This is a genomic window from Stappia sp., assembly GCF_040110915.1.
Lineage (GTDB): Bacteria > Pseudomonadota > Alphaproteobacteria > Rhizobiales > Stappiaceae > Stappia.
Genome location: NZ_CP157793.1, coordinates 3,157,766 through 3,179,846 on the forward strand (window position 1 = coordinate 3,157,766; position 22,081 = coordinate 3,179,846).

At 67.4% G+C, this 22,081-nt stretch carries 18 protein-coding genes; 8 read left to right on the top strand and 10 right to left on the bottom strand.

Annotated features, from left to right (window positions below; genetic code table 11):
* Positions 1-41: 41 nt before the first annotated feature.
* From mnhG to ABL312_RS14150, 10 genes are all read right to left on the bottom strand, one after another.
* Complete coding sequence (gene mnhG, locus ABL312_RS14105) at positions 42-1,322, bottom strand: monovalent cation/H(+) antiporter subunit G (RefSeq protein ID WP_349358038.1); 1,281 nt, start codon at positions 1,320-1,322, stop codon at positions 42-44.
* Positions 1,319-1,690 (bottom strand): monovalent cation/H+ antiporter complex subunit F, encoded by a 372-nt coding sequence (locus ABL312_RS14110; protein WP_349358039.1) that lies wholly within the window; start codon positions 1,688-1,690, stop codon positions 1,319-1,321. The genes mnhG and ABL312_RS14110 overlap by 4 nt, the downstream gene beginning before the upstream one ends.
* Positions 1,687-2,070, bottom strand: coding sequence for a Na+/H+ antiporter subunit E (locus ABL312_RS14115; protein WP_349358040.1), 384 nt, complete (start codon positions 2,068-2,070; stop codon positions 1,687-1,689). Before ABL312_RS14115 ends, ABL312_RS14110 begins: the two co-directional genes overlap by 4 nt.
* Positions 2,067-3,605, bottom strand: a complete 1,539-nt coding sequence (locus tag ABL312_RS14120) for a Na+/H+ antiporter subunit D (protein ID WP_349358041.1) — start codon at positions 3,603-3,605, stop codon at positions 2,067-2,069. The genes ABL312_RS14115 and ABL312_RS14120 overlap by 4 nt, the downstream gene beginning before the upstream one ends.
* 7 nt (positions 3,606-3,612) lie before the next feature.
* The gene (locus tag ABL312_RS14125) at positions 3,613-4,017 is read right to left on the bottom strand and encodes an NADH-quinone oxidoreductase subunit K (protein ID WP_349358042.1); all 405 of its coding nucleotides are present in this window, start codon (positions 4,015-4,017) and stop codon (positions 3,613-3,615) included.
* Entirely contained in the window at positions 4,014-6,959 is a 2,946-nt protein-coding gene (gene mbhE, locus ABL312_RS14130; protein ID WP_349358043.1) for a hydrogen gas-evolving membrane-bound hydrogenase subunit E, read from the bottom strand. Before mbhE ends, ABL312_RS14125 begins: the two co-directional genes overlap by 4 nt.
* A 176-nt stretch (positions 6,960-7,135) precedes the next feature.
* On the bottom strand, positions 7,136-8,662 hold the full coding sequence (locus ABL312_RS14135; RefSeq protein ID WP_349358044.1) for a sugar ABC transporter ATP-binding protein: 1,527 nt from the start codon (positions 8,660-8,662) through the stop codon (positions 7,136-7,138).
* On the bottom strand, positions 8,659-9,660 hold the full coding sequence (locus ABL312_RS14140) for an ABC transporter permease (protein WP_349358045.1): 1,002 nt from the start codon (positions 9,658-9,660) through the stop codon (positions 8,659-8,661). Before ABL312_RS14140 ends, ABL312_RS14135 begins: the two co-directional genes overlap by 4 nt.
* An 11-nt stretch (positions 9,661-9,671) precedes the next feature.
* The gene (locus tag ABL312_RS14145) at positions 9,672-10,646 is read right to left on the bottom strand and encodes an ABC transporter permease (protein ID WP_349358046.1); all 975 of its coding nucleotides are present in this window, start codon (positions 10,644-10,646) and stop codon (positions 9,672-9,674) included.
* Between the two features lie 347 nt (positions 10,647-10,993).
* Positions 10,994-11,956, bottom strand: coding sequence for a sugar ABC transporter substrate-binding protein (locus ABL312_RS14150; RefSeq protein WP_349358047.1), 963 nt, complete (start codon positions 11,954-11,956; stop codon positions 10,994-10,996).
* A gap of 299 nt (positions 11,957-12,255) precedes the next feature.
* Here ABL312_RS14150 and ABL312_RS14155 point away from each other — a divergent pair, with 299 nt between their 5' ends.
* From ABL312_RS14155 to ABL312_RS14190, 8 genes are all read left to right on the top strand, one after another.
* Positions 12,256-14,010 (top strand): extracellular solute-binding protein, encoded by a 1,755-nt coding sequence (locus ABL312_RS14155; protein WP_349358048.1) that lies wholly within the window; start codon positions 12,256-12,258, stop codon positions 14,008-14,010.
* A 12-nt stretch (positions 14,011-14,022) separates the two neighbouring features.
* The gene (locus ABL312_RS14160) at positions 14,023-14,832 is read left to right on the top strand and encodes an SDR family oxidoreductase (protein WP_349358049.1); all 810 of its coding nucleotides are present in this window, start codon (positions 14,023-14,025) and stop codon (positions 14,830-14,832) included.
* Between the two features lie 94 nt (positions 14,833-14,926).
* The gene (locus ABL312_RS14165; protein WP_349358050.1) at positions 14,927-16,225 is read left to right on the top strand and encodes a M24 family metallopeptidase; all 1,299 of its coding nucleotides are present in this window, start codon (positions 14,927-14,929) and stop codon (positions 16,223-16,225) included.
* A gap of 94 nt (positions 16,226-16,319) precedes the next feature.
* Positions 16,320-17,339, top strand: a complete 1,020-nt coding sequence (locus tag ABL312_RS14170; protein ID WP_349358051.1) for a thiamine pyrophosphate-dependent dehydrogenase E1 component subunit alpha — start codon at positions 16,320-16,322, stop codon at positions 17,337-17,339.
* Positions 17,336-18,334: an alpha-ketoacid dehydrogenase subunit beta gene (locus ABL312_RS14175; protein WP_349358052.1), complete on the top strand. Its 999-nt coding sequence runs from the start codon at positions 17,336-17,338 to the stop codon at positions 18,332-18,334. Before ABL312_RS14170 ends, ABL312_RS14175 begins: the two co-directional genes overlap by 4 nt.
* Complete coding sequence (locus ABL312_RS14180) at positions 18,324-19,694, top strand: biotin/lipoyl-containing protein (protein WP_349358053.1); 1,371 nt, start codon at positions 18,324-18,326, stop codon at positions 19,692-19,694. Before ABL312_RS14175 ends, ABL312_RS14180 begins: the two co-directional genes overlap by 11 nt.
* A 19-nt stretch (positions 19,695-19,713) precedes the next feature.
* Positions 19,714-21,159 carry an NAD-dependent succinate-semialdehyde dehydrogenase gene (locus ABL312_RS14185; RefSeq protein WP_349358054.1) on the top strand — a complete coding sequence of 482 codons (1,446 nt, stop codon included), beginning with the start codon at positions 19,714-19,716 and terminating at the stop codon, positions 21,157-21,159.
* 10 nt (positions 21,160-21,169) lie between these two features.
* Positions 21,170-22,075 carry a 2-oxo acid dehydrogenase subunit E2 gene (locus ABL312_RS14190; protein ID WP_349358055.1) on the top strand — a complete coding sequence of 302 codons (906 nt, stop codon included), beginning with the start codon at positions 21,170-21,172 and terminating at the stop codon, positions 22,073-22,075.
* Positions 22,076-22,081: the final 6 nt, after the last annotated feature.

The window sequence follows — 22,081 nt, forward strand, 5'->3', positions numbered from 1 at the left end:
CTTCGGTTTTCGGTACCGTGAAGGTTAGGCGGCGGGCCGGATCACGTCCAGACCAGAACGTCGCCGCGCCATCCCGGCGAGATCTTGTCCAGCCAGAACACGCCGTACCAGCGGGTGCGCAGGGGCCGGGGCAGATCCGGCAGGATCACCGCCACCGCGTCGCGGGCGACCGCCTCCGGCAGCATGGCGCCCTCGGGAGCCTGTTCGTCGGCACCGGAGAAGACCACCGGCACCCTGGCCTCGGCCGCCCGCCGCTCGATCTCCGCGCGCGAGGCCGCGTCGACGAAGCCGTAGACCCGCAACTCGCTCATGGTCCAAAGCCCCTCGACCAGCGCCAGATCCAGCCCGCGCCAGACGTTGTAGGAGCCGTCGAAGACCACGGCGACGGGCCCCGCCTTCTGCTCGTCCACCGCATACATCACCGGACCGGGGTGCATGCCGGCGACCCGCAGCAGCCCGTCGGGCTCCTTGGTCGCATGCGGCGTGGCGACGCCGACGCCGTGATCGGCCCAGCCCTCGATGGGCAGCACCAGGAACTCGCGCACATCGCCGACGCCGGCCATCAGCGCCTCGGCGTTGCCTTCCTCATAGACCAGATCGATGGGAACGCCGAGCGTGTCCGACAGCTCGCGCAGGTCCGGCAGCCAGTGGCTGACCTTGTCCCGGATGAGCCGCATGGTCTCCGCGCTGTTGTCGGTCGCGTCGACATACTTGGTGTCGACCGCCACCACGGCCGTGAGCGGCAGGGCCGTGCGGGCCGCAAAGCCGGCCGCGCGGCGCGCCAGCAGCGGCGCGGCACTGCCAACCGCGGCGAAGCGCACGCGCTCCGGCGCGATCGCGTCCTTGAGCGAGGCAAAGTTCTGCTCCGGCAGTTGTCCAAGGACCGGATCGGCATTGAGCACCGCCTCCGGCGCGGCCGTTCCGCCACCCTGGGGCGCGCCCCCGGCGACGAAGTCGACCCGTTCGGCCTGCCGCTCGAGCGGCTCGTCGAACCGGTCGATGACGTCGCGCAGGGCGTCCGCCTCGCCGACGCCGGCGAGCCGCGCGCCCGACACATAGGCGGCGCGGGCCAGAAGATGGCTCGCCACCGGAATGGTGAGGATCAGGAACAGCAGCGTCAGGCCGCCGGTGATGGTGGCGTCCATGCTGGACTTGTTCACCATCGTGCCGACCAGCACCAGTCCCGCGCCCAGCGTGCCCGCCTTGGTCGCGGCGTGCATGCGCTGGAAGGGATCGGAGAACCGCAGCAGCCCCACGGTGGCGACCAGCAGGAAGCCGACGCCGACGAGTTTCACGAGAAGTGCGACAATCTCGACCATCATGCCACTCCTTCGGCCGTCTTGGACTTGGTGCGGGCGACGGGCTTGCCGGTCGCCGTTTGCCGCGCGGTCCGCCCTTGCGTGGCGGCCGCCTTGCGCTCCAGGAAGGCCGCGAAGGCGGCGGTCGCGACGAAGGCGATCAGCGCCAGCGCGAAGGCGACGTCGAGGAACTCGTCGCGTCCCGTCGCCAGCGCCGTCAGCGCACAGGCCGCCACGCCGAGCCCGGTCAGCATGTCGATGGCGACGAAACGGTCGGCGTAGGTCGGGCCCTTGACCAGCCGGACCGCGGTCAGCGTGAACGCCCCGATCACGAAGAGGATCAGGATCGTGTTGAAGGTGTCGAGCATCGACACGAGCGGTTCGATGGTCATGCCACGGCTCCCTTGTTGCCGCGTGCGTCGTCGGAGCCGGCCGGCTCCACCGCCCGCACGCGGGTTTCGAACGTGTCCTTGATTCCGCGAATGACCTCTTCGTCGCTGTCGCGATCCAGAACATGGACGTACAGCGTCCGGCGATCATCCGACACATGCATTGAGGTCGTGCCCGGCGTCAGGCTCACCAGATTGGCGAGCGTCGCGATGCCCATGTCGGTCTTGAGATCGAGCGGCACGGCGACGATGGCGGGCCTGAGGCGCGTGGTGTCGGAAAACACCGCGATCGCCACATCGACGGAGGCCTTGACGAGTTCCACCAGGAATACGCCGCAGAGCACCGCGAAGGCCAACAGGCGCTTGGCAAGGCTGATCATCATTCGCTCCTTTCCAGGGTGACGGCGCCGACGTCGGTCTCGGTTCCGAAGAACGCGGCGACATAGACGTCCGGGTCGGTCAGGGTGACCGACGCCATTTCGGCGAATTGCACGAAGGGCTCGGCGTTGAAGCCGATGGCGAGCGTGATGGCGCCGAGCACCACGATCGGCGCGGTCATCGCCAGCGGCACGCGGCGCACCCGCACACGCTCGGTGGCCGGCGCCTTCCAGAAGGCCTCCATCCAGATCTTGGTCATGGAGTAGAGGGTCAGCAGACCGGTGAAGAGTGCGACCGCCGCAAGCCACGCCATGTCGCCCTTGAAGGACGCGTCGACCACCAGGAACTTCGCCCAGAAGCCCGACAGCGGCGGCAGGCCGGCCAGCGACAGCGCCGGCACCAGGAAGAGCACCGCGAGCCAGGGATGGCTCTTGAGCAGCCCGCCCGACTTCTTCAGGTCGTCCGTGCCGCTCGCCTGGCGGATCGCGCCGGCCAGCAGAAACAGGTTCGCCTTCACGATGATGTGGTGGACGATGTAGAACACCGCGCCGGCCAGCGCGAGCGGGGTCGCGATCGCCAGTCCCATCAGCATGTAGCCGATCTGCGAGATGATGTGGAACGACAGGATGCGGCGGATGTTCCACTGCACGGCCGCTCCGAACACGCCGGTGACCATGGTCAGCGCCGCGACCACGGCGACGATCTCGCGAATGCCCGACTCCTCGACCGTGAACAGCAGGGTGAAGACGCGAAACGCGGCATAGACCCCGACCTTGGTCAAGAGACCGGCGAAGATCGCCGAGATCGTGAAGGGCGCGGTGTGGTAGCTCGCCGGCAGCCAGAAGAACAGCGGGAACACGCCCGCCTTGATGCCGAAAGCGCAGAGGAACAGGATCGCCGCCCCCACGAGACCCGGCGTCGGCTCCAGCGTCGGCAGCACGCGGGCCAGATCGGCGAAGGCCAGCGTGCCGGCCGCGCCGTAGAGAAGGCCGACGGCCATCAGGAACAGCACGGTGCCAATCAGGTTCAGCAGCGCGTATTTGATCGCGCCGTCGATCTGCGCCTTCGTGCGCCCGATCACCAGCAGACCGAGCGAGGTGATCAGCATCACCTCGAACCAGACATAGAGGTTGAAAACGTCGCCGGTCAGGAACGCGCCGTTGACGCCGGCGATCATGCCGAAGAACAGCGGGTAGAAGCCGCCGCGCAGATGGATCTTGCGCATGTCGCGCAGGCTGAAGATGCCGACGCACAGCGCCAGCACGCCGGTGATCGCGACCAGCGCCGCCGCCAGCCGGTCGGCGACGAAGGAGATGCCGAAGGGCACCGGCCAGGAGCCGAATTCGACCGCCAGAATGTCGTAGCGCAGCACCGCCATGACGAGCAGCACCGAGCAGCCGAGGATCGCGCCGAGGCCGAGGATGGCGACCGGGCGCTGCAGGCCCGGACTGCGCCACAGCACCGCCGTCACGGCCGCCAGCGCCAGCGGCACTAGAACCGGGAAGACGAGAACCAGAAGGTTGTAGGTATGTTCGGTCATGGTCGCCTCAGCCCTGCGGGGTGGTCTTGGAAGCGGTGAGCTTGGGGGCAGCGAACGGGGAGCCGAGCGCCTCCGCGTCATGCATCGCGGTGGAATCCAGCGTGCCGAGCGAGCGGTAGGCCCTCACCGCCAGCGCCACGGCGAAGGCCGTCAGCGCGAAGCCGATGACGATGGCGGTCAGCACCAATGCCTGCGGCAGCGGATTGGCGGCGCTCGCCGCCAGCGTGTCGGCCCCGTCCGGGATGATCGGGGGCGCCACCGAGCCGAGCCGTCCGGACAGGAAGATCAGCAGGTTGGCCGAGGCGGCGAGCAGGGCGACGCCCATGACGATGCGGACCAGGTTGCGGGCCAGGATCATGTAGATCCCGGCTCCGGCGACGATGGCGATGGTCGCGGCGTAGATGAAGATCATGCCGACGCTCCTTGGATTGCGGACGACCGCGTGGACGGGGAATAGGGGCTTGCGGGGGTTTGAGGCGCCGTGACGGGCGCCGGCGCGTCGCCGGCCGATCCACCGGCGGACTGCTCCTGAATGCGGATCAGGAAGGCGAGCACGCCGCCGATCACCGTCAGATAGACCCCGATGTCGAAGAGGTAGGTCGTCCCCACCTTGAGCGTTGTGAAGCCGAGGTTCAGTTCCGCCCACTTGTGGGTGAGGAAGGACTCGTCCAGCACCGCGCCGGGAATGCCCGACAGGATCGCAAGCACCAGACCGACGCCCATCCACACCACCGGGTGCAGCAGCAGCGCCCGCCGGGCCCGCTCGATGCCGAGCGCCAGCGCCAGCACCGCGAAGCCCGCCGAGGCGATGAGCCCGCCGATGAAGCCGCCGCCCGGCTCGTTGTGGCCGCGGAACAGCGCGATCAGCGAGACGACCAGCATCAGCACGAAGAACATGCGCGCCGTGGTCGCGAAGATCAGCGAGGGAAGCGCCCGGTCGGACGTCCCCGTCGCCGTCTTGCGACCGCCGCCGCCGGCCAGCACGGCCCAGGCCGCGATCGCCGCGAAGGCCACCACCGCGATCTCGCCGAGCGTGTCGAGCGCCCGGAAGTCGACCAGGATCACGTTCACCACGTTGCGCCCGAAGGCCTCGGTCAGGCTGGTCGCCGCGTAATAGTCGGTCACCGTCGGGTTGAACGGCTTGGCCGCGATGGACAAAAGCACGACGAAGAGCGCCAGACCGAACACGCCCGACAGAACGGCATCCCCGGGGCGCAGGTCGAAGCGCGAGTAGCTGCGCAGACCGTCGGCGATGGCCGGCAGCCGCACCAGAACGGCCGTGACGATGACCACGAACAGCGTCTCGACGAGGAACTGCGTCAGGGCGAGGTCCGGCGCGCCGTTCTTCAGGAACAGGATCGCGATGCCGTAGCCCGACAGGCCGACGCCGACCAGCGACACGACCATGGAGCGCGCAAGCGCCGCGACCACCGCGCCGACGGCCACCAGCAGCGACACGATCACCAGATAGGGCCGGATTTCCTCGCCCGCGAAGGCCGGCAGGCTGAGACCCGCCGCATCCGCGCCGAACCCGCCGGCAAGGATCGCATAGCCCAGCGCGCCGGTGACGACGGCGATTGTCGCGACCAGATAAGTCCGCATGTCGCCGTTCTGGATGGTCTGCGTGCTGACCCGCGCCAGCCCCAGGAGACCGTTGAACAGGGCGTCATAGCCCTTTTCGACCGAATAGCGGTCCAGGAAGGACAGCCGGCCGAGCGCGGTGTGGATCGGAACCCATTTCCACACCAGCAGGCCGCCCAGCGCCACAACCAGCGCCGACAGGGCGAGCATCGGCGTCAGCCCGTGCCAGATCTCGAAGGAGACGTAGAAGGGCGTGCCGGCAAGCGCGATGGCGGCCGGACCGACGATGTAATACTGCGGGATGTCGGCGAAGAGGCCGAAGAAGACGCCGAGCGTGGCCAGCACCACCGGTCCGGTGGTCATGCCGAGCGTCTCGCCATGCTTCGGGGTGCCCTTGAAGGCCGACGTCCTGGCGAAGAACGGCCGCAGGGCGACGATGGCGGCGATGGCCACCAGCACGGAGTTCACGATCACCGCGACCAGCGTCACGATGGCCGCGAAGGACGAGTCGAGCTTGGCCTCGAACACATACTCCTTGGCGATGAAGCCGACGAAGGGCGGCAGGCCGGCCATCGACAGGCTCGCCAGGATCGCGGAAATCGCCGTGAGCGGCAGCAGGCCGAACAGGGCGCCGAGATCGCGAATGCGGGTCGCGCCGGTCGCATGGATGACGATGCCGGCGCAGAAGAACAGCGCGGCCTTGTAGAGCGCATGCGCCAGGATGAAGCCCGCGATGCCGACCGTCGTGGTCGGCCCGTCGAGGCCGATCAGGGTGACCAGCAGCGCCAGCGAGGCGACCGTCGAATAGGCCAGGATCGCCTTCAGGCCTTCCGAGCGCAGGGCCAGCACCGCCGACACGAGCATGGTGACCAGACCGACGCCGACGATCACCATTGCGACCGTCTGCGAGGCGGTCAGCACGGGATCGAAGCGCGCCAGCAGGAACACGCCGAGCTTCACCATCGTGGCGGAATGCAGATAGGCGGAAGCCGGCGTGGGCGCCTGCATGGCGTTGGGCAGCCAGAAGTGGAACGGGAATTGCGCCGACTTGGTGAAGGCGCCGAGCAGCACCAGCGTGGCGATGACGCCGAACCAGGGGCTGGCGGTCACCAGGCCCGGATCCTGCGTGATGGCCATCAGCGAGAAGGTGCCCGCCTCCATGCCGATCAGCAGGATGCCGCCGAACAGCGCCAGACCGCCGCCCGCCGTGATCACCAGCGACTGGAGCGCCGCCTTGCGCGCGTCCGCCGAGGTGGAATTGAAGCCGATCAGCAGGAAGGAAATGAGGCTCGTCATCTCCCAGAAGACGAACATCACGACGAGATTGTCGGACAGCACCGTGCCGAGCATCGCCGCCATGAACAGCAGAATGTAGCTGAGGAACCGTCCGCGATCGGCCGCCGGCTTCTCCGCATAATAGGAGCCGGCATAAAGCGCCACCAGCGTGCCGATGCCGGTGATCATCAGGACGAAGAGCAGCGAGAAGCCGTCGAGACGCAGGTCGAAATCGATCCCGAGCGAGGGCACCCACTGCACGGTCTGCAGGACGTTGGGCACGCCGTCGCCGACCGCCAGCACCGGAACGAAGGTCACGAAGGCGGCGAACAGGCTCGCGGGCAAAATCGCCGCGACCGCACCGGCCGCCTTGCCGACGCGCGGCAGCAGGAGGAAGCTGATCGCCGCCCCCAGGAAGGCGATCAGGAGAAGGCTTGGAAGCGTGGCCCCCGGCAACCAGGCCGCCAGGGCGGAACTATCGAGCGTGTCTGGGATCATTGCGGCACCTCACATGTACGGTGCCGTTCCTTCCGCAAGCATCGTGCCAAACCGGCAAAGCGCGGATTTCCGAGGATTCATGCGGGCTTACCGCGGCGCAATGTTCGGATTTCCGAACGCCGCTCCGCCGCCCGCGTTCGGGTTTTCGAACGTCGGACGGGCCGCGCGGCCGCGCCTCAGGCCGCCCTGTCGGGCGAAATGCCGGAGATCGCCTGGATCAGATTGTCCTCGCTCACCTCCTCGGAGGTGAAGGTGCGGATGATCCGGCCCGAGTACATCGCCACGATCCGGTCGCTGACGTGCAGCACCTCGGGCATCTCCGAGCTGATGACGATGACCGCATAGCCGTGTCCGGCGAGATCGCGGATCAGATTGTGGATCTCCGACTTGCTGCCGACGTCGATGCCGCGCGTCGGCTCGTCGACGATCAGCACGTTCGGATGCATCGACAGCCACTTGCCGATGACGATTTTCTGCTGGTTGCCGCCCGACAGATTGCCGACCGTCTGCTTCCAGCCCGGCGTGCGGATGTCGAGCCGGTCGCGGTACTGGTCGAAGATGGCGATCTCCGCGCCTTCCGCCACGAAGGGCCCGGCCTTGAGGTCGTCCACCTGCGGCAGGGTCATGTTGTCCCGACAGTTCATGCCGAGCACTAGGCCCTGCCCCTTGCGATCCTCGGGCACCAGCGAGATCCCCTTGGCGATCGCGTCCGCCGGCGAGTGGATGCGGGTCTCCTTGCCGTCGAGATAGATCTTGCCGGCACTCGGCTCGCGCAACCCGAACAGCGTCTCCGCGATCTCCGTCCGCCCCGCCCCGACCAGCCCGTAGAAGCCGACGACCTCGCCGCGCCGCACCTGGAAGCTGATGTCGGTGTAGAGCGTGCCGCAGGACAGGCCCTCCACCTCCAGCGCCACGTCGCCCGGCGCGTGGTGGCTGGTGTTGCGGCTCAGGTCGAGGCTGCGCCCGATCATCAGCTGCGTGACCTCGTCCTCGTTCGTTTCCGCCGTCTCCAGCGTGCCGCGATAGGAGCCGTCGCGCAGCACGCTGATGCGGTCGGTGATCTTGAAGATCTCCTCCATGCGGTGGGAGATGTAGATGATGCCGACGCCATGCGCCTTGAGATCGGCGATGACGTCGAAGAGGACGACCTTCTCCGCGTCCGTGAGCGAGGCGGTCGGCTCGTCGAAGATCACCGCCTTGGCGTCGACGGTCAGCGCCCGGGCGATCTCCACCATCTGCTGGTTGGCGATGGAGAGATCCCCGACCCGGGCCTTCGGGCCGAAGCCGACGTTCAGCTTTTTCAGGATCGCGGACGTCTTCTCGTAAAGCGTGCCCCAGTCGACCAGCCCGAAGCGCTTCTTCGGCAATTCGCCCAGATAGATGTTTTCCGCGACCGTCAGTTCGCCCGCCAGGCTCAGTTCCTGGTGAATGAAGACGATCCCCTTCGACTTGGCGTCGAGCGGCGAGGCCATGCGCACGGGCTGTTCGTTGACGACGATCCGCCCCGCGTCGGGCTGATGCAGACCGCCGAGCACCTTCATCAGCGTGGATTTGCCCGCGCCGTTCTCGCCCATCAGCGCATGGACCTCGCCCGGCAGCACCTCGAGCGACACGCCGTCGAGCGCCCGCACACCCGGAAAGGTCTTCACGATGCCTTCCAGACGCAGCGCCGGGACGGCCTCGGTTCGATGTGGCGCGCTCATACCCGCAATGCCTCCCGGCCCTTGAGATTGAGTTGTCGATCCAGAAAGAGCACCGCGATCAGGATCAACCCGATGACCAGATTGACCGTCTCGGTGTCCGCGCCGATATGGCCGAGCCCCTTGCGCAGAAGCTGGATGGCGATGACGCCGCCGAGCGTGGAGAGAATGGACCCCGACCCGCCGGTGAGCTTGGTGCCGCCGAGCACCACCGCCGTGATCGCCCACAGCTCGTAGAGCTCGCCGTCATTGGGGTTCACCGAGCCGGACTCGGAGTAGAAGACAACGGCCGAGAGCGCGGCGAGAAAGCCGATGATCATGAAATTGATCAGGAAATGCGGTCCGACCCGAATGCCCGCGTTGACCGCGGCCTCGCGATTGTCGCCGATGGCATAGGCATTGCGCCCGTGCACGGTGCGATTCATCAGGAACCAGATCGCGGCGACGGTGGCGAGCAGGAACCAGGTGGCCGTGTGGAGCCCGAGAAACTGCGCCTCGGCGAAGTCGACCAGCGTCCAGTTCAGATGCGAGGTCGGCTGTTCGCCGTTGTACATGAAGACGAGGCCGCGATAGCCGAGCATGGCGCCCAGCGTGACGATGAAGGCGTCCACCCCGGTCTTCCAGACGATCAGCCCGTTGATCGCGCCGAGCAGCATGCCGGTCATCAGCGCCAGCGCCCAGGACACCAGGATGACGCCGTCGCCGAGCCCGGCGAAGATCGGCCAGGTCATGCTGTCGAGCAGGATCACGGCGGAGAACGCGAAGATGGCCCCGACGCTCAGGTCGATGTTGCCGTTGATCATGACGATGGTCATGCCGACGGCGATGATCCCGATCGGCGCCGACTGCTTCAGCAGCAGCAGTATGTTGTCGAGATCCATGAAGGCCTTGTCGCTGAGCGACAGATATTCGCCGGCGACGGAGAAGAAGATCAGCTCCAGCACGATGAAGCCCCAGATGGCGCCGCGCTTGAGAAAGGTGCTGAGGGTTCCAGGTTCCATGAGCGTCTCCCTCACGCGATCGGCGACCAGAGCTTGCCGCGTTTGGCCGCGATATCGAGCCAGACGGCAAGGATGATGATGATCCAGGTGACGACGTATTGGGCGTAGAACTGCAGGCCGACCAGCAAAAGTCCGTTCTGGATAAATCCGAGAATGAGCACACCGATCACGGTCTTGAAGATGGTGCCCGAGCCGCCGAGCAGCGACGCGCCGCCGAGAATGACGGCGGCCAGCACCTCCAGTTCCAGCCCCTGGCCGACGGTGTTCTGGCTGCCGAGCGAGCGGCTTGCCTGGATGAGCCCGGCGGTGGCGACGCAAAAGGCCGACATCAGATAGCAGGCGAAGACGACGCGCGCCCGGCGGATGCCGGAGAAGGTCGCCGCCGTGCCGTTGCCGCCGACCGCATAGACCTTACGCCCGAAGGGCGTCTTCGCCAGCACGATGCCGAGCACGGAGGCCAGAAGCGCGAAGAGCAGGATCGGCACCGGAATGCCGAGGATGTCCGACTGGCCGAAGACGGAGAACCAGGTGCCCTCCTTGTCGGCGATGTCCATGTTCTTGCCGCCGGAATAGGTCAGCGTCAGCCCGTGGATGGCCGACAGCATGCCGAGCGTGACAATCAGGGAGTTGAGCTTGAGATAACCGACCAGGAACCCGATGAAGGCGCCGAGCAGCAGCACCATGGCGTACATGCCGGGGATCGCCAGCGCGGGACCGACCTTGTCGTGCAGATCGAGCACGACGATGGTCGCGAAGGACATCATCGAGCCGACGGAGAGATCCAGATTGCCGCTGATCACCACGAAGGTGACCCCCAGCGCCATCACGCCCAGGATCGCCGAGGACCGCACGACCCCCATGATGTTGTCGGGATCGAGAAACCGTTCGTTGGCGATCGTGAACCCGATCATGAAAAGGGCGAAGGCGATCAGAATGCCCTGCCGGGCCAGCAGGCGCCCCACGCCCGCAAGCGTCGTCGATCCCATGCGCTCCTCCCCGGACGCGCGCCGGCGGCCATCCGTCCTGTTCGTGATGTCGGCCAACAGATCCTCCCTAACCTGTTGAAATTTCTTATTATGCGTCTGACGCCGCCGCACATCGCGACGCTCCACCCTCCGGAACGCCGGGCCCCCTTGAGGCGCCGAGGCGTCGCGCTGCCGATGCGTCCGGCGGGGAACGCCCTGCGCGGAGCGGGCAAGGGGCCCTGTCCTCGGCGCGGCCGCGACGACGCACATGCGCCCGGGCCGCTGGCCCATGGCGCCATATGCGCGTGCCTCTTGTCAGACACCGCGCGGGCCCGTGCAAGGGCCCGCGCGGGCAGGATCGGCTGCGATCAGAACACGGGCTTGTCGAACTCGCTCATGTTGTCCTGGGTGATCTTCGGCGTGTCGAAGTAGTTGAGGAAGGGCACATCCTTGCCCTCGAGCACGTCGATCGCCGTCTGCAGCGCGGCCTCCGCGTCGTCGACCGGGGACTGATAGATCGAGCCCCAGTATTCGCCGCGCTCCATCGCCTCGTAGCCGACGGAGAAATTGGTTGCGCCCACGAAGATGATGCCGTCGCGCCCGGCCGCCTTTGCCGCGTTCAGCGCGCCGACGCCCATGTTGTCGTCGCCGGCATAGACGCCGTCGATATCGTCGTATTTGACGAGGAAGGCCTCCATCACCCGCTGCGACTTCTCGCGGTTCCAGTCGCCCGGCTGGGTCTCCACCAGGGTCACGTCCGGGCAGACCTCGGGCAGGCGATCCTCGAAGCCCTTGGCCCGCTCAATGGCGGTCGTGTAGCCCGGCTGGCCGGAGATCTGGACGATCTGGGCCTCGCCCGCGATGCCCATGTCCTTGAACTTGTCGCACATGATCTCGGCGGCCCGCGCGCCCTGCGTGATGTTGTCCGGCCCGGAGAAGGACTTCACGAAGTCGAAGCCCTGTTCGGCGATGTTGGAGTTGGTGACGATCACCGGAATGCCGGCGTTCTGCGCCTTGCGCACCGCCGGGATCACCGCCTCGCCGTTGGTCGGCCAGATGATGATTGCATCGACCTCCTGCTGGATGAGGTCTTCCATCTGCGCGATCTGGCGCGCCACGTCGCCGCCGGCGTCGAGCACCACCGTCTCGACGTCCGGATTGGCCTCGGCCGCGGAGATGAAGGCCTGCTCGTAGGTGGTCTGATAGCTGTCGACGCCCACGTTGTTCTGGGTGATGCCGATCTTCATCGTCTCGGCCATCGCGGTGCCGGCAAGGGCAATGCCCGCAATCGCGGTCGTCGCGCCCATCAGGGCACGCATCGTCTTGGTCATGGTTTTCCTCCCACTTCGGCCGCCTGTGCGACCTTTAATTCGTAAGCGCGCAAGGCCCCTCCAGGCCCGCGGCGACGCGATCCCGCGCGTCCAACTTCAGCGTGCCCCCACGAAGCGATGCCCGCGCCCGCAATGAAGTCCATTTCGGATATTGTAGTATCCAAAATGGATAATTCGCGCGTTTTGCGACCGCGTCCTCTCACCCAGTGTTCAGGAGACGATCAATGTCGATCCAGAAAAAGTCCGATTTGGGGAAATCGAAGCGTGGTTCCGGAACCGGGACAATCTGGAGCACCCCGATGAGCGACGCCAAGGGAGAGATGGTCAGGGAGCGCGCGTCCCTCACGCCACAAGCCAAGACGGAAATCCTCCAGGTCCTCGGGTTTCTGGAGAGTTTCGACGAAGAGCTCGACGGCCTGATGGAGATATCCGCTCCCAACCCATACGTGAAGATGTCCGCCTATCTCGTTAAACGCCATCTCGAAGCCAAGGCCGTGACGCCGACGTCCCTGATCGGTGCGTCGGGCGTTCCCTATGCCACGGCGACCCGGCGCATGCGCGAGATGATCGACGCGGGCCTGATCGAGCAGCGCCCCCGCACCGCGAGCGGCAAGAGCTTCTCCCTGCACCCCAGTGCCGAGATGCTGGACGCCTGGACGCGCTTCAGCACCCGGCTGCGCCGGCTGGCAGCCCAGAGCTTCGGCACGGCGGAAGCCCGCGCCGACACGCAGGACTATTATTTCGGCGGCTCCTATCTCGCCGCCCAGACCATTCAGCCGCCGCAGGTGCTCCTGGAACCGCTCAAGCTCACCGGCGGCCTGCGCGTGCTGGTGCACGGCGACCCCACCTTCATGGTGATGCACGGCCTCAAGCGGCAGTTCGAGCAGGTTATCGGCTGCCCGATCCAGCAGCGGGCGTTTTCCATCGACCGGCTCCACGAGGAAGCGCTCAAGAACGCCCAGCGCCCCACCAGCCGCTACGACCTCGTCGCGCTCGATCTGCCCTGGGTCGGCGAGTTCGCCGAAAGCGGCTATCTGCTGCCGCTCGACGAGGTGCTCGACGTCGACCGCCTCGCGCCCAGCGATTTCCACACCGCCGGCTGGCAGGGCGCGCATTGGGGCGGACGCCCCTATGGCGTGCCCTCCCAGACGACGCCGGAGATGCTGTTCTACCGCAAGGATCTCTTCGCCGAAGCCGGGCTCGAGCCGCCGCACACCACGAAGGCCCTGCTCAAGGCGGCGGAGGTGCTGCACGAGCCCACCCAGGGGCGCTACGGCATCGCCTGGAACGCCGCGCGCGGCACCGCGCTCGGCCACACCTTCATCATGACCTGCGCCGACTTCGGCCAGCCGGTCCTCGACCTGCCGAAACAGGCCGGCGGCTATGACGCAACCCGCCTCGCCGGGGGCGGCTATCGCGCGCTCATCGATACGCCGCGCAGCCTGGAGGCGGCGGAGTACCTGATGACGCTGCTGCAGTATTCACCGCCGGACATCCTGTCGATGTCCTGGTACGAGCGGGTCCGACCCTTCGCCAACGGCAAGGTCGCCATGGCCTACGGCTACACGCTGCTGGCCCCCTATTTCGAGCAGAACCCGGCCTGTGCCGCCCATGGCAAGGTCGGCTACCTGCCGCACCCGTCCGGCCCCTCCGGCAGCCCCATCGCGCCGGTGGGCGGCTATCTGCTCGCCATCCCCGCGAACATCGCGCCGGAGCGGCTGGAGGCGGCCGTGGAGGCGCTGATCGTCTTCACCTCGCCCGAAGCCCAGAAGCTCTACGTCGAGCACGGCAGCCGCACCAATCCGCGCTACTCGGTGGGGGCCGATCCGGAAGTGCGGCGCCTGTCGCCGATCTTCGAGACCGTCGACGCCATGTCCTGGCGCGACGAGCTGCAGTTCTGGCCGCGTCCGCCGATCCCCGAGATCAGCGGGATCATCCAGATCTGCGGCGAGGAATGCCACGACATGCTGCGTGGCGTCCAATCCCCGAAATCCGCTTTGCAAGCGGCACAAGACCGCGCCGACCGGCTGTTGCGGGAGGCGGGAAAACTCTGATGGGAGGAACGCATGGACCCCAATCGCCTGAAGGGCAAGAACATCCTGATCACCGGCGCCGCCCAGGGCATGGGTGCCGCGAACGCGGAGTATTTCGCCGCGCAGGGCGCCAACGTCACGCTCGGCGACATCAACGTCGACGGGGTGACTGAGGTCGCCGCCCGCATCAACGCCGCCGGCAACGGCAAGGCCATCGCGCTGAAGCTCGACGTCACCAAACGCGCCGACAACCGCGCCGCCGTCGAGGCCACGGCGGAGGAATTCGGCTCGATCAACGTCGCCCTGATGAATGCCGGGATCAACAAGCCCCGCATGTTCATGGACATCGACGAAGACAATTGGGACATGATCATGAACATCAATGCCAAGGGAATGCTCCTTGGCATGCAGGAATCTGCCCGCAAGATGATCGAGCAGGGCCCGATGGACGATCATCCCTACAAGATCATCAACGTCGGATCGATCGTCTCGCGCACCGCCTTCCTCGACGTGATCCCCTACTCCTGCTCCAAGTATTGCGCGCTCGCGATGATCATCGGCGGCGCCAAGGCGCTGTGGCCGCACAAGATCACGGTGAACGGCTATGGCCCCGGTGTGGTCAAGACGGAACTGTGGGAACAGCTCGACAAGGATCTCGTGGAGATCGGCATGTTCGAGGAGGAGGGCCAGTCGATGGACCACCTCGCCCAGACCATGATCCTGATGAAGCAGCTGTCGACGCCCGACGACGTCAAGGGCACCGCCGCCTTCCTCGCCTCGAACGAGAGCGACTACATGACCGGCCAGCTCCTGATGATCGACGGCGGCATGATCATGCAGTGAGGCGCGCCGCCCGCGCCCCGCGCGTCGAAGAAGACGCGTGCCCGAATTCCCCTGTGTCCTGACCGCCGCGCTGGCGGCGAAAGGAGCTTTCGCGATGACCCTCGCCCTCACCCCCAATGTGCTGACCCCGCAGGATCTCGAGCCCCACTGGAAGTGGGAGGGCCGGATCCCGGCCTGGGGTCACACCTCGGTCGACTTCGAACGGCGGATCGACCACGACCGGCTGCGCCGCTACCGGCTCGCCCGCACCCGCCAGGCGCTTCAGGCCTCCAAGGCCGGCACGCTGCTGCTCTTCGACGTCAACAACATCCGCTACGTCTCGGCGACCAAGATCGGCGAATGGGAGCGCGACAAGATGTGCCGCTTCTGCCTGCTGACGGGCGACGACGCGCCCTATGTCTGGGACTTCGGCTCGGCCGCCGTGCACCACCAGAAGTATTCCGACTGGCTGGTGCCCGACCATTGCCGCGCCGGCGTCGTCGGCATGCGCGGCACCATCCCGCCCGAGTTCGGCCTGATGCGCAAATACGCGAAGGAAATCGCCGGGCTGATCCGCGATGCCGGCATGGCCGACATGCCGGTGGGCGTCGACTACGCCGAGACGGCCATGTTCCACGCGCTGCAGGAGGAAGGCCTCAATGTCGTCGACGGTCAGCAGATCATGCTGGCCGCGCGCGAGATCAAGAACTGGGACGAGATCCAGCTTCTCACCCAGGCCGCCTCGATGGTCGATGGCGTCTATCACATGATCTACGAGGAGCTGAAGCCGGGCATTCGCGAGAACGACATCGTCGCGCTCGCCAACAAGATGCTCTACGAGATGGGCTCGGACGACGTCGAGGCGATCAACGCGATTTCCGGCGAGCGCTGCAATCCGCATCCGCACAATTTCACCGACCGCTATTTCCGCCCCGGCGATCAGGCGTTCTTCGACATCCTGCAGTCCTATCAGGGCTATCGCACCTGCTACTACCGCACCTTCAACATCGGCCGGGCGACCTCGGCCCAGCGCGATGCCTACGTCAAGGCGCGCGAGTGGATCGACGCCTCCATCGACCTGATCCGCCCCGGCGTCTCGACCGATGTCGTCGCCCAGGCCTGGCCGAGGGCCGAGGAGTTCGGCTTCCCCAGCGAGGAGGCGGCCTTCGGCCTTCAGTTCGGCCACGGGCTGGGGCTTGCGCTGCACGAGCGCCCGATCATCTCGCGCGCCGTCTCGCTCGATCATCCGATGGAAATCAAGACCGGCATGGTCTTCGCGCTGGAGACCTATTGCCCGGCCGCCGACGGCTATTCGGCCGCCCGCATCGAGGAGGAGGTGGTCGTCACCGAAACCGGTGTGGAGGTGATCAGCCTGTTTCCGGCCGAGGATCTGCCGATCGCCAACCGCTACTGACGGCGTTCGGTGGCGGCGTTTCGCGACGTCGCCGCCGGACCGCCCGTCGCGCGCACCCGAAGGGCCCCGCGCGCCTGAGGAGGAGACCCGTCCCGTGTCCGATACGCGCACGCACAACGCGGAAGACTACATCCGCATGTATCGCCAGATGGTCCGCATCCGCGCCTTCGAGGACAATGCGAACCAGCTCTATCTGTCCGCGAAGATGCCCGGGCTGACGCATATGTACTCCGGCCAGGAGGCCGTCGCCGTCGGCATCTGCGAGGCGCTCACCGACGCGGACCGCATCACCTCGACCCATCGCGGCCACGGCCATTGCGTGGCCAAGGGCGCCGATTTCAAGGCGATGTTCTGCGAGCTGCTCGGCAAGGCCGAGGGCTATTGCCGGGGCAAGGGCGGCTCGATGCACATCGCCGACCAGAGCCACGGCAATCTCGGCGCCAACGCCATCGTCGGCGGCTCGATGGGCATCGCGACGGGCGCCGCCCTGTCGTCGAAACGGCTCGGCGAGAACTTCGTGACCGTGTGCTTCTTCGGCGACGGCGCGACCGCGCAGGGCCTCTGGTACGAGGTCATGAACATGGCCGCGCTTTGGAAACTGCCGGTGATCTACGCCTGCGAGAACAACGGCTACAGCGAATACACAAAGACCGAGGAAATCGCCGCCGGATCGCTCACCGCCCGCGCCGAGGCCTTCGGCATCGAGGCCCATACGGTCGACGGGCAGGACGTGCTCGCGGTCAACGAGCTTGCGAACGCACTGGCAGAACGCTGCCGCAAGGGCGAGGGGCCGTTCTTCATCGAGCTCAAGACCTACCGCTATCACGGCCACCACGTCGGCGACATCAACCGCGACTACTACCGCTCCAAGGACGAGGAAGCGGAGTGGAAGACCCACCGCGACCCCATCGTCAACTTCGGCAAGTGGCTGGAGGAGCAGAAGATCCTCTCCGCCGACGAGTTGGTCGCGGTCAACGAGGAGATCCGCTCGGAGGCGGAGGCCGCCGTCGAGCATGCGCTCAACGCGCCCTATCCGGACGCATCCGAGGTCGACATGCATGTCTTCGCCGGCGTCGATCACGCCCTCGACTATCTCGCAGGAGCCCGCTCATGAGCCGCGAAATCACTCTGTCGAAGGCGGTCAACGAGGCGATCGCCGAGGAAATGCGCCGCGACCCGACCGTCTTTCTGATCGGCGAGGATGTCGCCGAGGCCGGAACGCCCTTCAAGGTGCTGTCGGGTCTCGTGGAGGAATTCGGCACCGAACGGGTGATCGACACGCCGATCTCGGAACCGGGCTTCATGGGGATCGCCGTCGGCGCGGCGATGACCGGCTCGCGCCCCATCGTCGACCTGATGTTCGGCGACTTCCTCTATCTGGTGATGGACCAGCTCTGCAATCAGGCTGCCAAGACGCACTACATGTCCGGCGGCAAGCTGACCGTGCCGCTGGTTCTGCGCACCAACCTCGGCGCCACGCGGCGCTCGGCCGCCCAGCATTCGCAAAGCCTTCAGGCGCTCGTCGCCCACATCCCGGGGCTGAAGGTCGCCATGCCGTCCTCCGCCTATGAGGCCAAGGGTCTGATGAAGACCGCGATCCGCGACGACAACCCGGTCGTGATCTTCGAAGACAAGCTGATGTATCAGGACAAGGCCCATGTGCCGGAGGAGGAGTATCTGATCCCCTTCGGCCAGGCCAATGTGACGCGTTCGGGCCGCGACGTGACGCTGGTCGCCACCTCCTCCATGGTGCAGGTGGCGGAACAGGCCGCCGCGCTTCTGGAGCGCGACGGGATCGCTGCCGAAGTCATCGACCCGCGCACGCTCGTGCCCTTCGACGAGGAAACGGTGCTCGACTCGGTGCGCAAGACGTCGCGGGCGATCGTCATCGACGAGGGGCACCAGAGCTACGGCGTCACCGCCGAAATCGCTTCGCGCATCAGTGAAAAGGCCTTCTACCATCTGGATGCGCCGGTGATCCGCATGGGCGCGATGGACGTGCCCGTCCCCTTCTCGCCGGCGCTGGAGGACCTGACGGTGCCGACCGCAGAGGCGGTCGCGGACAATGCGCGCAAGATCTGCCGCGGGGAGCTCGTCCATGCCGCATGACGTGATCATGCCCGCCCTCGGCATGGCGCAGGACAGCGGCTTGATCGTCGCCTGGCTCAAGCAGCCGGGCGATGCGATCAAGCCGGGCGATGCGCTGATGGAGGTGGAGACCGACAAGGCCACCATGGAGGTGGAGGCCCAGGCGGAAGGCTATCTGACGAACGTGCGGGCGCAGGCCGGCGACAGCGTTCCGGTCGGCGACGTCGTCGCCCGGATTTCCGAAACGGCGGACGCCGACACGGACGCGGCGGCCGAAGACACAGCCCCGGCCCCCGATGCCGTCGACGCACCGCAGGCGCCCCTCGCCCCCGAGGGCACGCCCATCATCATGCCGGCGCTCGGCATGGCGCAGGACAGCGCCGTGATCCTGACCTGGCAGAAGGCGCCGGGCGACAGGGTCGGCGCCGACGACATCCTGCTCGAGGTCGAGACGGACAAGAGCGCCATGGAGGTGCCGGCCGGCATCGAGGGCTATGTCGCCGGTCTCTTCGCGGAAGCCGGCGCCACCGTTCCCGTCGGCGAGGTGATCGCGCTCATTGCCGACACCATGCCCGAAACGCCGCTGACCGCCTGGCCGGGCGGCGATGCGAAGCCGGCACCGACCGCCGCGCCGCAAGCGCCCACGCCAGAGGATGCAGCACAAAAGGCAGCCTCCGCCCCCGCGGCACCTGAGGCGACGGCGGCGCCCCCCCCCACGCCCGGCGGCAAGATCCTCGCCTCGCCCAAGGCCAGGCGCCTGGCCCGCGAACGCGGCCTCGATCTTGCGATGCTGGTGCGCGCCAAGGTGCCGCAGCCATTCCATGTCGCCGATCTGACGACGCTCGAAGCCCTTCCCGCGTCGACTCCGGAAGCGAGCGCCGCGACCGCCGGCACCGGCGGGGCCACGCGCCGCATCGAGGCGCGCGTCCCGGCCGCCAACCTCGACGCGCTGCTGGCCTGGCTGGCCGAGGAGACCGGCGCGCCACCGCGCCGCACGGCCGTGCTGGCCGCCTTCGCCGCCGCCGCGCTGCGCGCCGCGACCGATGCCGCGCCGGCGCCTGCGGCCATCACCGTGGAGACGTCGTCCCGCGCCGGTACCACGCTCTACGCCGATCCGGATCGCGCCGGTCTGGGCGCCTGCGAACCGGCGGGCGAGGACGCGCCCGCGCCGGATGTGATCCTGCGCGATCTCACCGGCACGCCGGTCACCGCGCTGAGCCTCGGCGGCGAGGCCGCCCCGGTGCTGACGCTCACCCGAGACGGCGAGGCGCTCACCGTTACCTGCGAATGCGGCGCCGCGCAGCTGTCCGCGCAAGAGGCGCTTGCGCTTACCAGCGGCTTCGCCGAGCGCCTCGGCGATCCGCTCCGCCATCTTCTTTGAAACCCGAAAGGCTTTCCCCATGGATCTTGCCGTTCAGCAGTACACCGACCTCTACATCGGCGGCGACTGGCGCCCCGGGACCTCGGGCGAACGCTTCGACGTGGTGAACCCGGCGACCGAGGAGGTGCTGGCCTCCGTCGCCTCCGCCGATCCCGCCGATGCCGATGCGGCGCTCGACGCGGCCGAGGCGGCCTTCGCCGACTGGGCCGCGCGCACCCCGCGCCAGCGCTCGGAGGTGCTGCGCAAGGCCTTCGAGCTGATGACCGCGCGGCTCGACGACTTCGCCCGCATGATCACGCTGGAAAACGGCAAGGCCGGAAACGACGCGCGCGGCGAGGCCGCCTATGCGGCGGAATTCTTCCGCTGGTTCGCCGAGGAAGCCGTGCGCGCCGACGGGATGGTGGCCCATGCGCCGGCGTCGGGCGCGCGCATCCTGGTGCAGCACAAGCCGGCCGGGATCGCCGTTCTCGTCACGCCGTGGAACTATCCCGCCGCCATGGGCACCCGCAAGATCGCCCCGGCGCTCGCCGCCGGCTGCCCGGTGATCATCAAGCCCGCCGGGGAAACCCCGCTCACCATGCTGGCGCTGATGCCCCTGCTGGAAGAGGCGGGCGTGCCGAAGGGGCTGATCAACGTCTTGCCGACGAAGCACTCGGGCCAGCTCGTCGATCATCTGCTGCACGACCCGCGCGTGCGGGTGGTCTCCTTCACCGGCTCCACCGGCGTGGGGCGCAAGCTGCTGCGCTCGGCCGCCGACCAGGTGCTGAAGCCGGCCATGGAGCTAGGCGGCAACGCGCCCTTGATCGTCTTCGACGACGCCGATCTCGACACGGCGGTGGAAGGCGCGATGCTCGCCAAGATGCGCAATCTCGGCGAGGCCTGCACCGCCGCCAACCGCTTCTACGTGCACGAAAAGGTGGCCGACGCCTTCGCCGAAAAATTCACCGCCGCCATGGGCCGGCTGAAACTCGGCAACGGGCTCGATCCGGATGTGGACGTCGGTCCGCTGGTCAACCGCGACACGCAGCAAAAGGTCGCGCAGTTCGTGCAGGACGCGGTGGACAAGGGCGCCAGGATCACCCTCGGCGGCACGGTGCCCGACGGCAAGGGCTTCTTCTATCCCCCGACCGTGATGACGCATGTGCCCGAAACGGCCGACTGCGTGCACGACGAGATCTTCGGCCCCGTGGCGGCGCTTCAGACGTTTTCCGACACCGACGACGTGATCCGCCGGGCCAATGCGACGGAATACGGCCTCGTCGCCTATGTGTTCACGCAGGACATGAAACGCGGCCTGCAGGTCTGCGAGCGCCTCGACTATGGCATGGTCGGGCTCAATCGCGGGCTGGTCTCCGATCCGGCCGCGCCCTTCGGCGGCACCAAACAGTCGGGCCTCGGCCGCGAGGGCGGGCACGAGGGCATGCTCGAATTCATGGAAAGCCAGTACATCTCGACCAGCTGGTGAGGAGGACGTCATGAGCTACATCGCCGCGCCCTCCGTGCGCGCCTATGCCGGGCGCAAGGGCGTCGATCTCGACGCGCTCGCCGCCGCCTCGGGCCGCGAAACCCTCGCCCGGGAGGACGTCGACCGGCATCTGTCCGGCGAGACCGCCCCCGCAAGCCACCCCGCGCCGCAGGCCGGCGATGGCCGCCGCTACTGGGACGTCGACCACGCCGTGCACGGGCCGGTCACCGAAGAGTCGCTGAGCCGCATGGCGCGGGTCGCGGCCGACAATCTCGCCGCCGCCAACGCGCATATCCCGCAGGTGACGCATCACGACCGGGCGGATATCCGCAGGGTCGAGGCCTTTCGCGCCAGCCTCAGGCAGGAAGCGGGCGAACGCGGCATCAAGCTGACGACACTCGCCTTTCACGTGAAGGCGCTGGCCGCCTGCCTGAAGGCGTTTCCAAGGTTCAACGCCTCGCTCAGCCCGGACGGGGAGACGCTGCACCTCAAGTCCTATGTCCATATCGGGATCGCCGTGGACACGCCCGCCGGCCTGATGGTGCCGGTGGTGCGCGACGCGGACACCAAGGGTCTGTGGCGGATCGCCTCCGACATCGCCGATCTCGCGGGGCGCGCGCAGGCGCGCAAGATCCGGCCCGAGGAGATGGGCGGGGCCTCCATGTCGATCTCCAATCTCGGCGGCATCGGCGGCACGGGGTTCACGCCCATCGTCAACCCGCCGGAGGTGGCGATCCTCGGCCTCACCCGCACCGAGCAGGTGCCGGTGTGGGAGAACGACGCCTTCGTGCCCGTGCCGATGGTGCCGCTCGATCTCTCCTACGACCACCGGGTGATCAACGGCGCGGACGCCGCCCGCTTTCTCGGCCATTACGCCCGCCTGCTGGCCGACCCGCGCCGGCTGCTCATCGGCTGAGGCAAA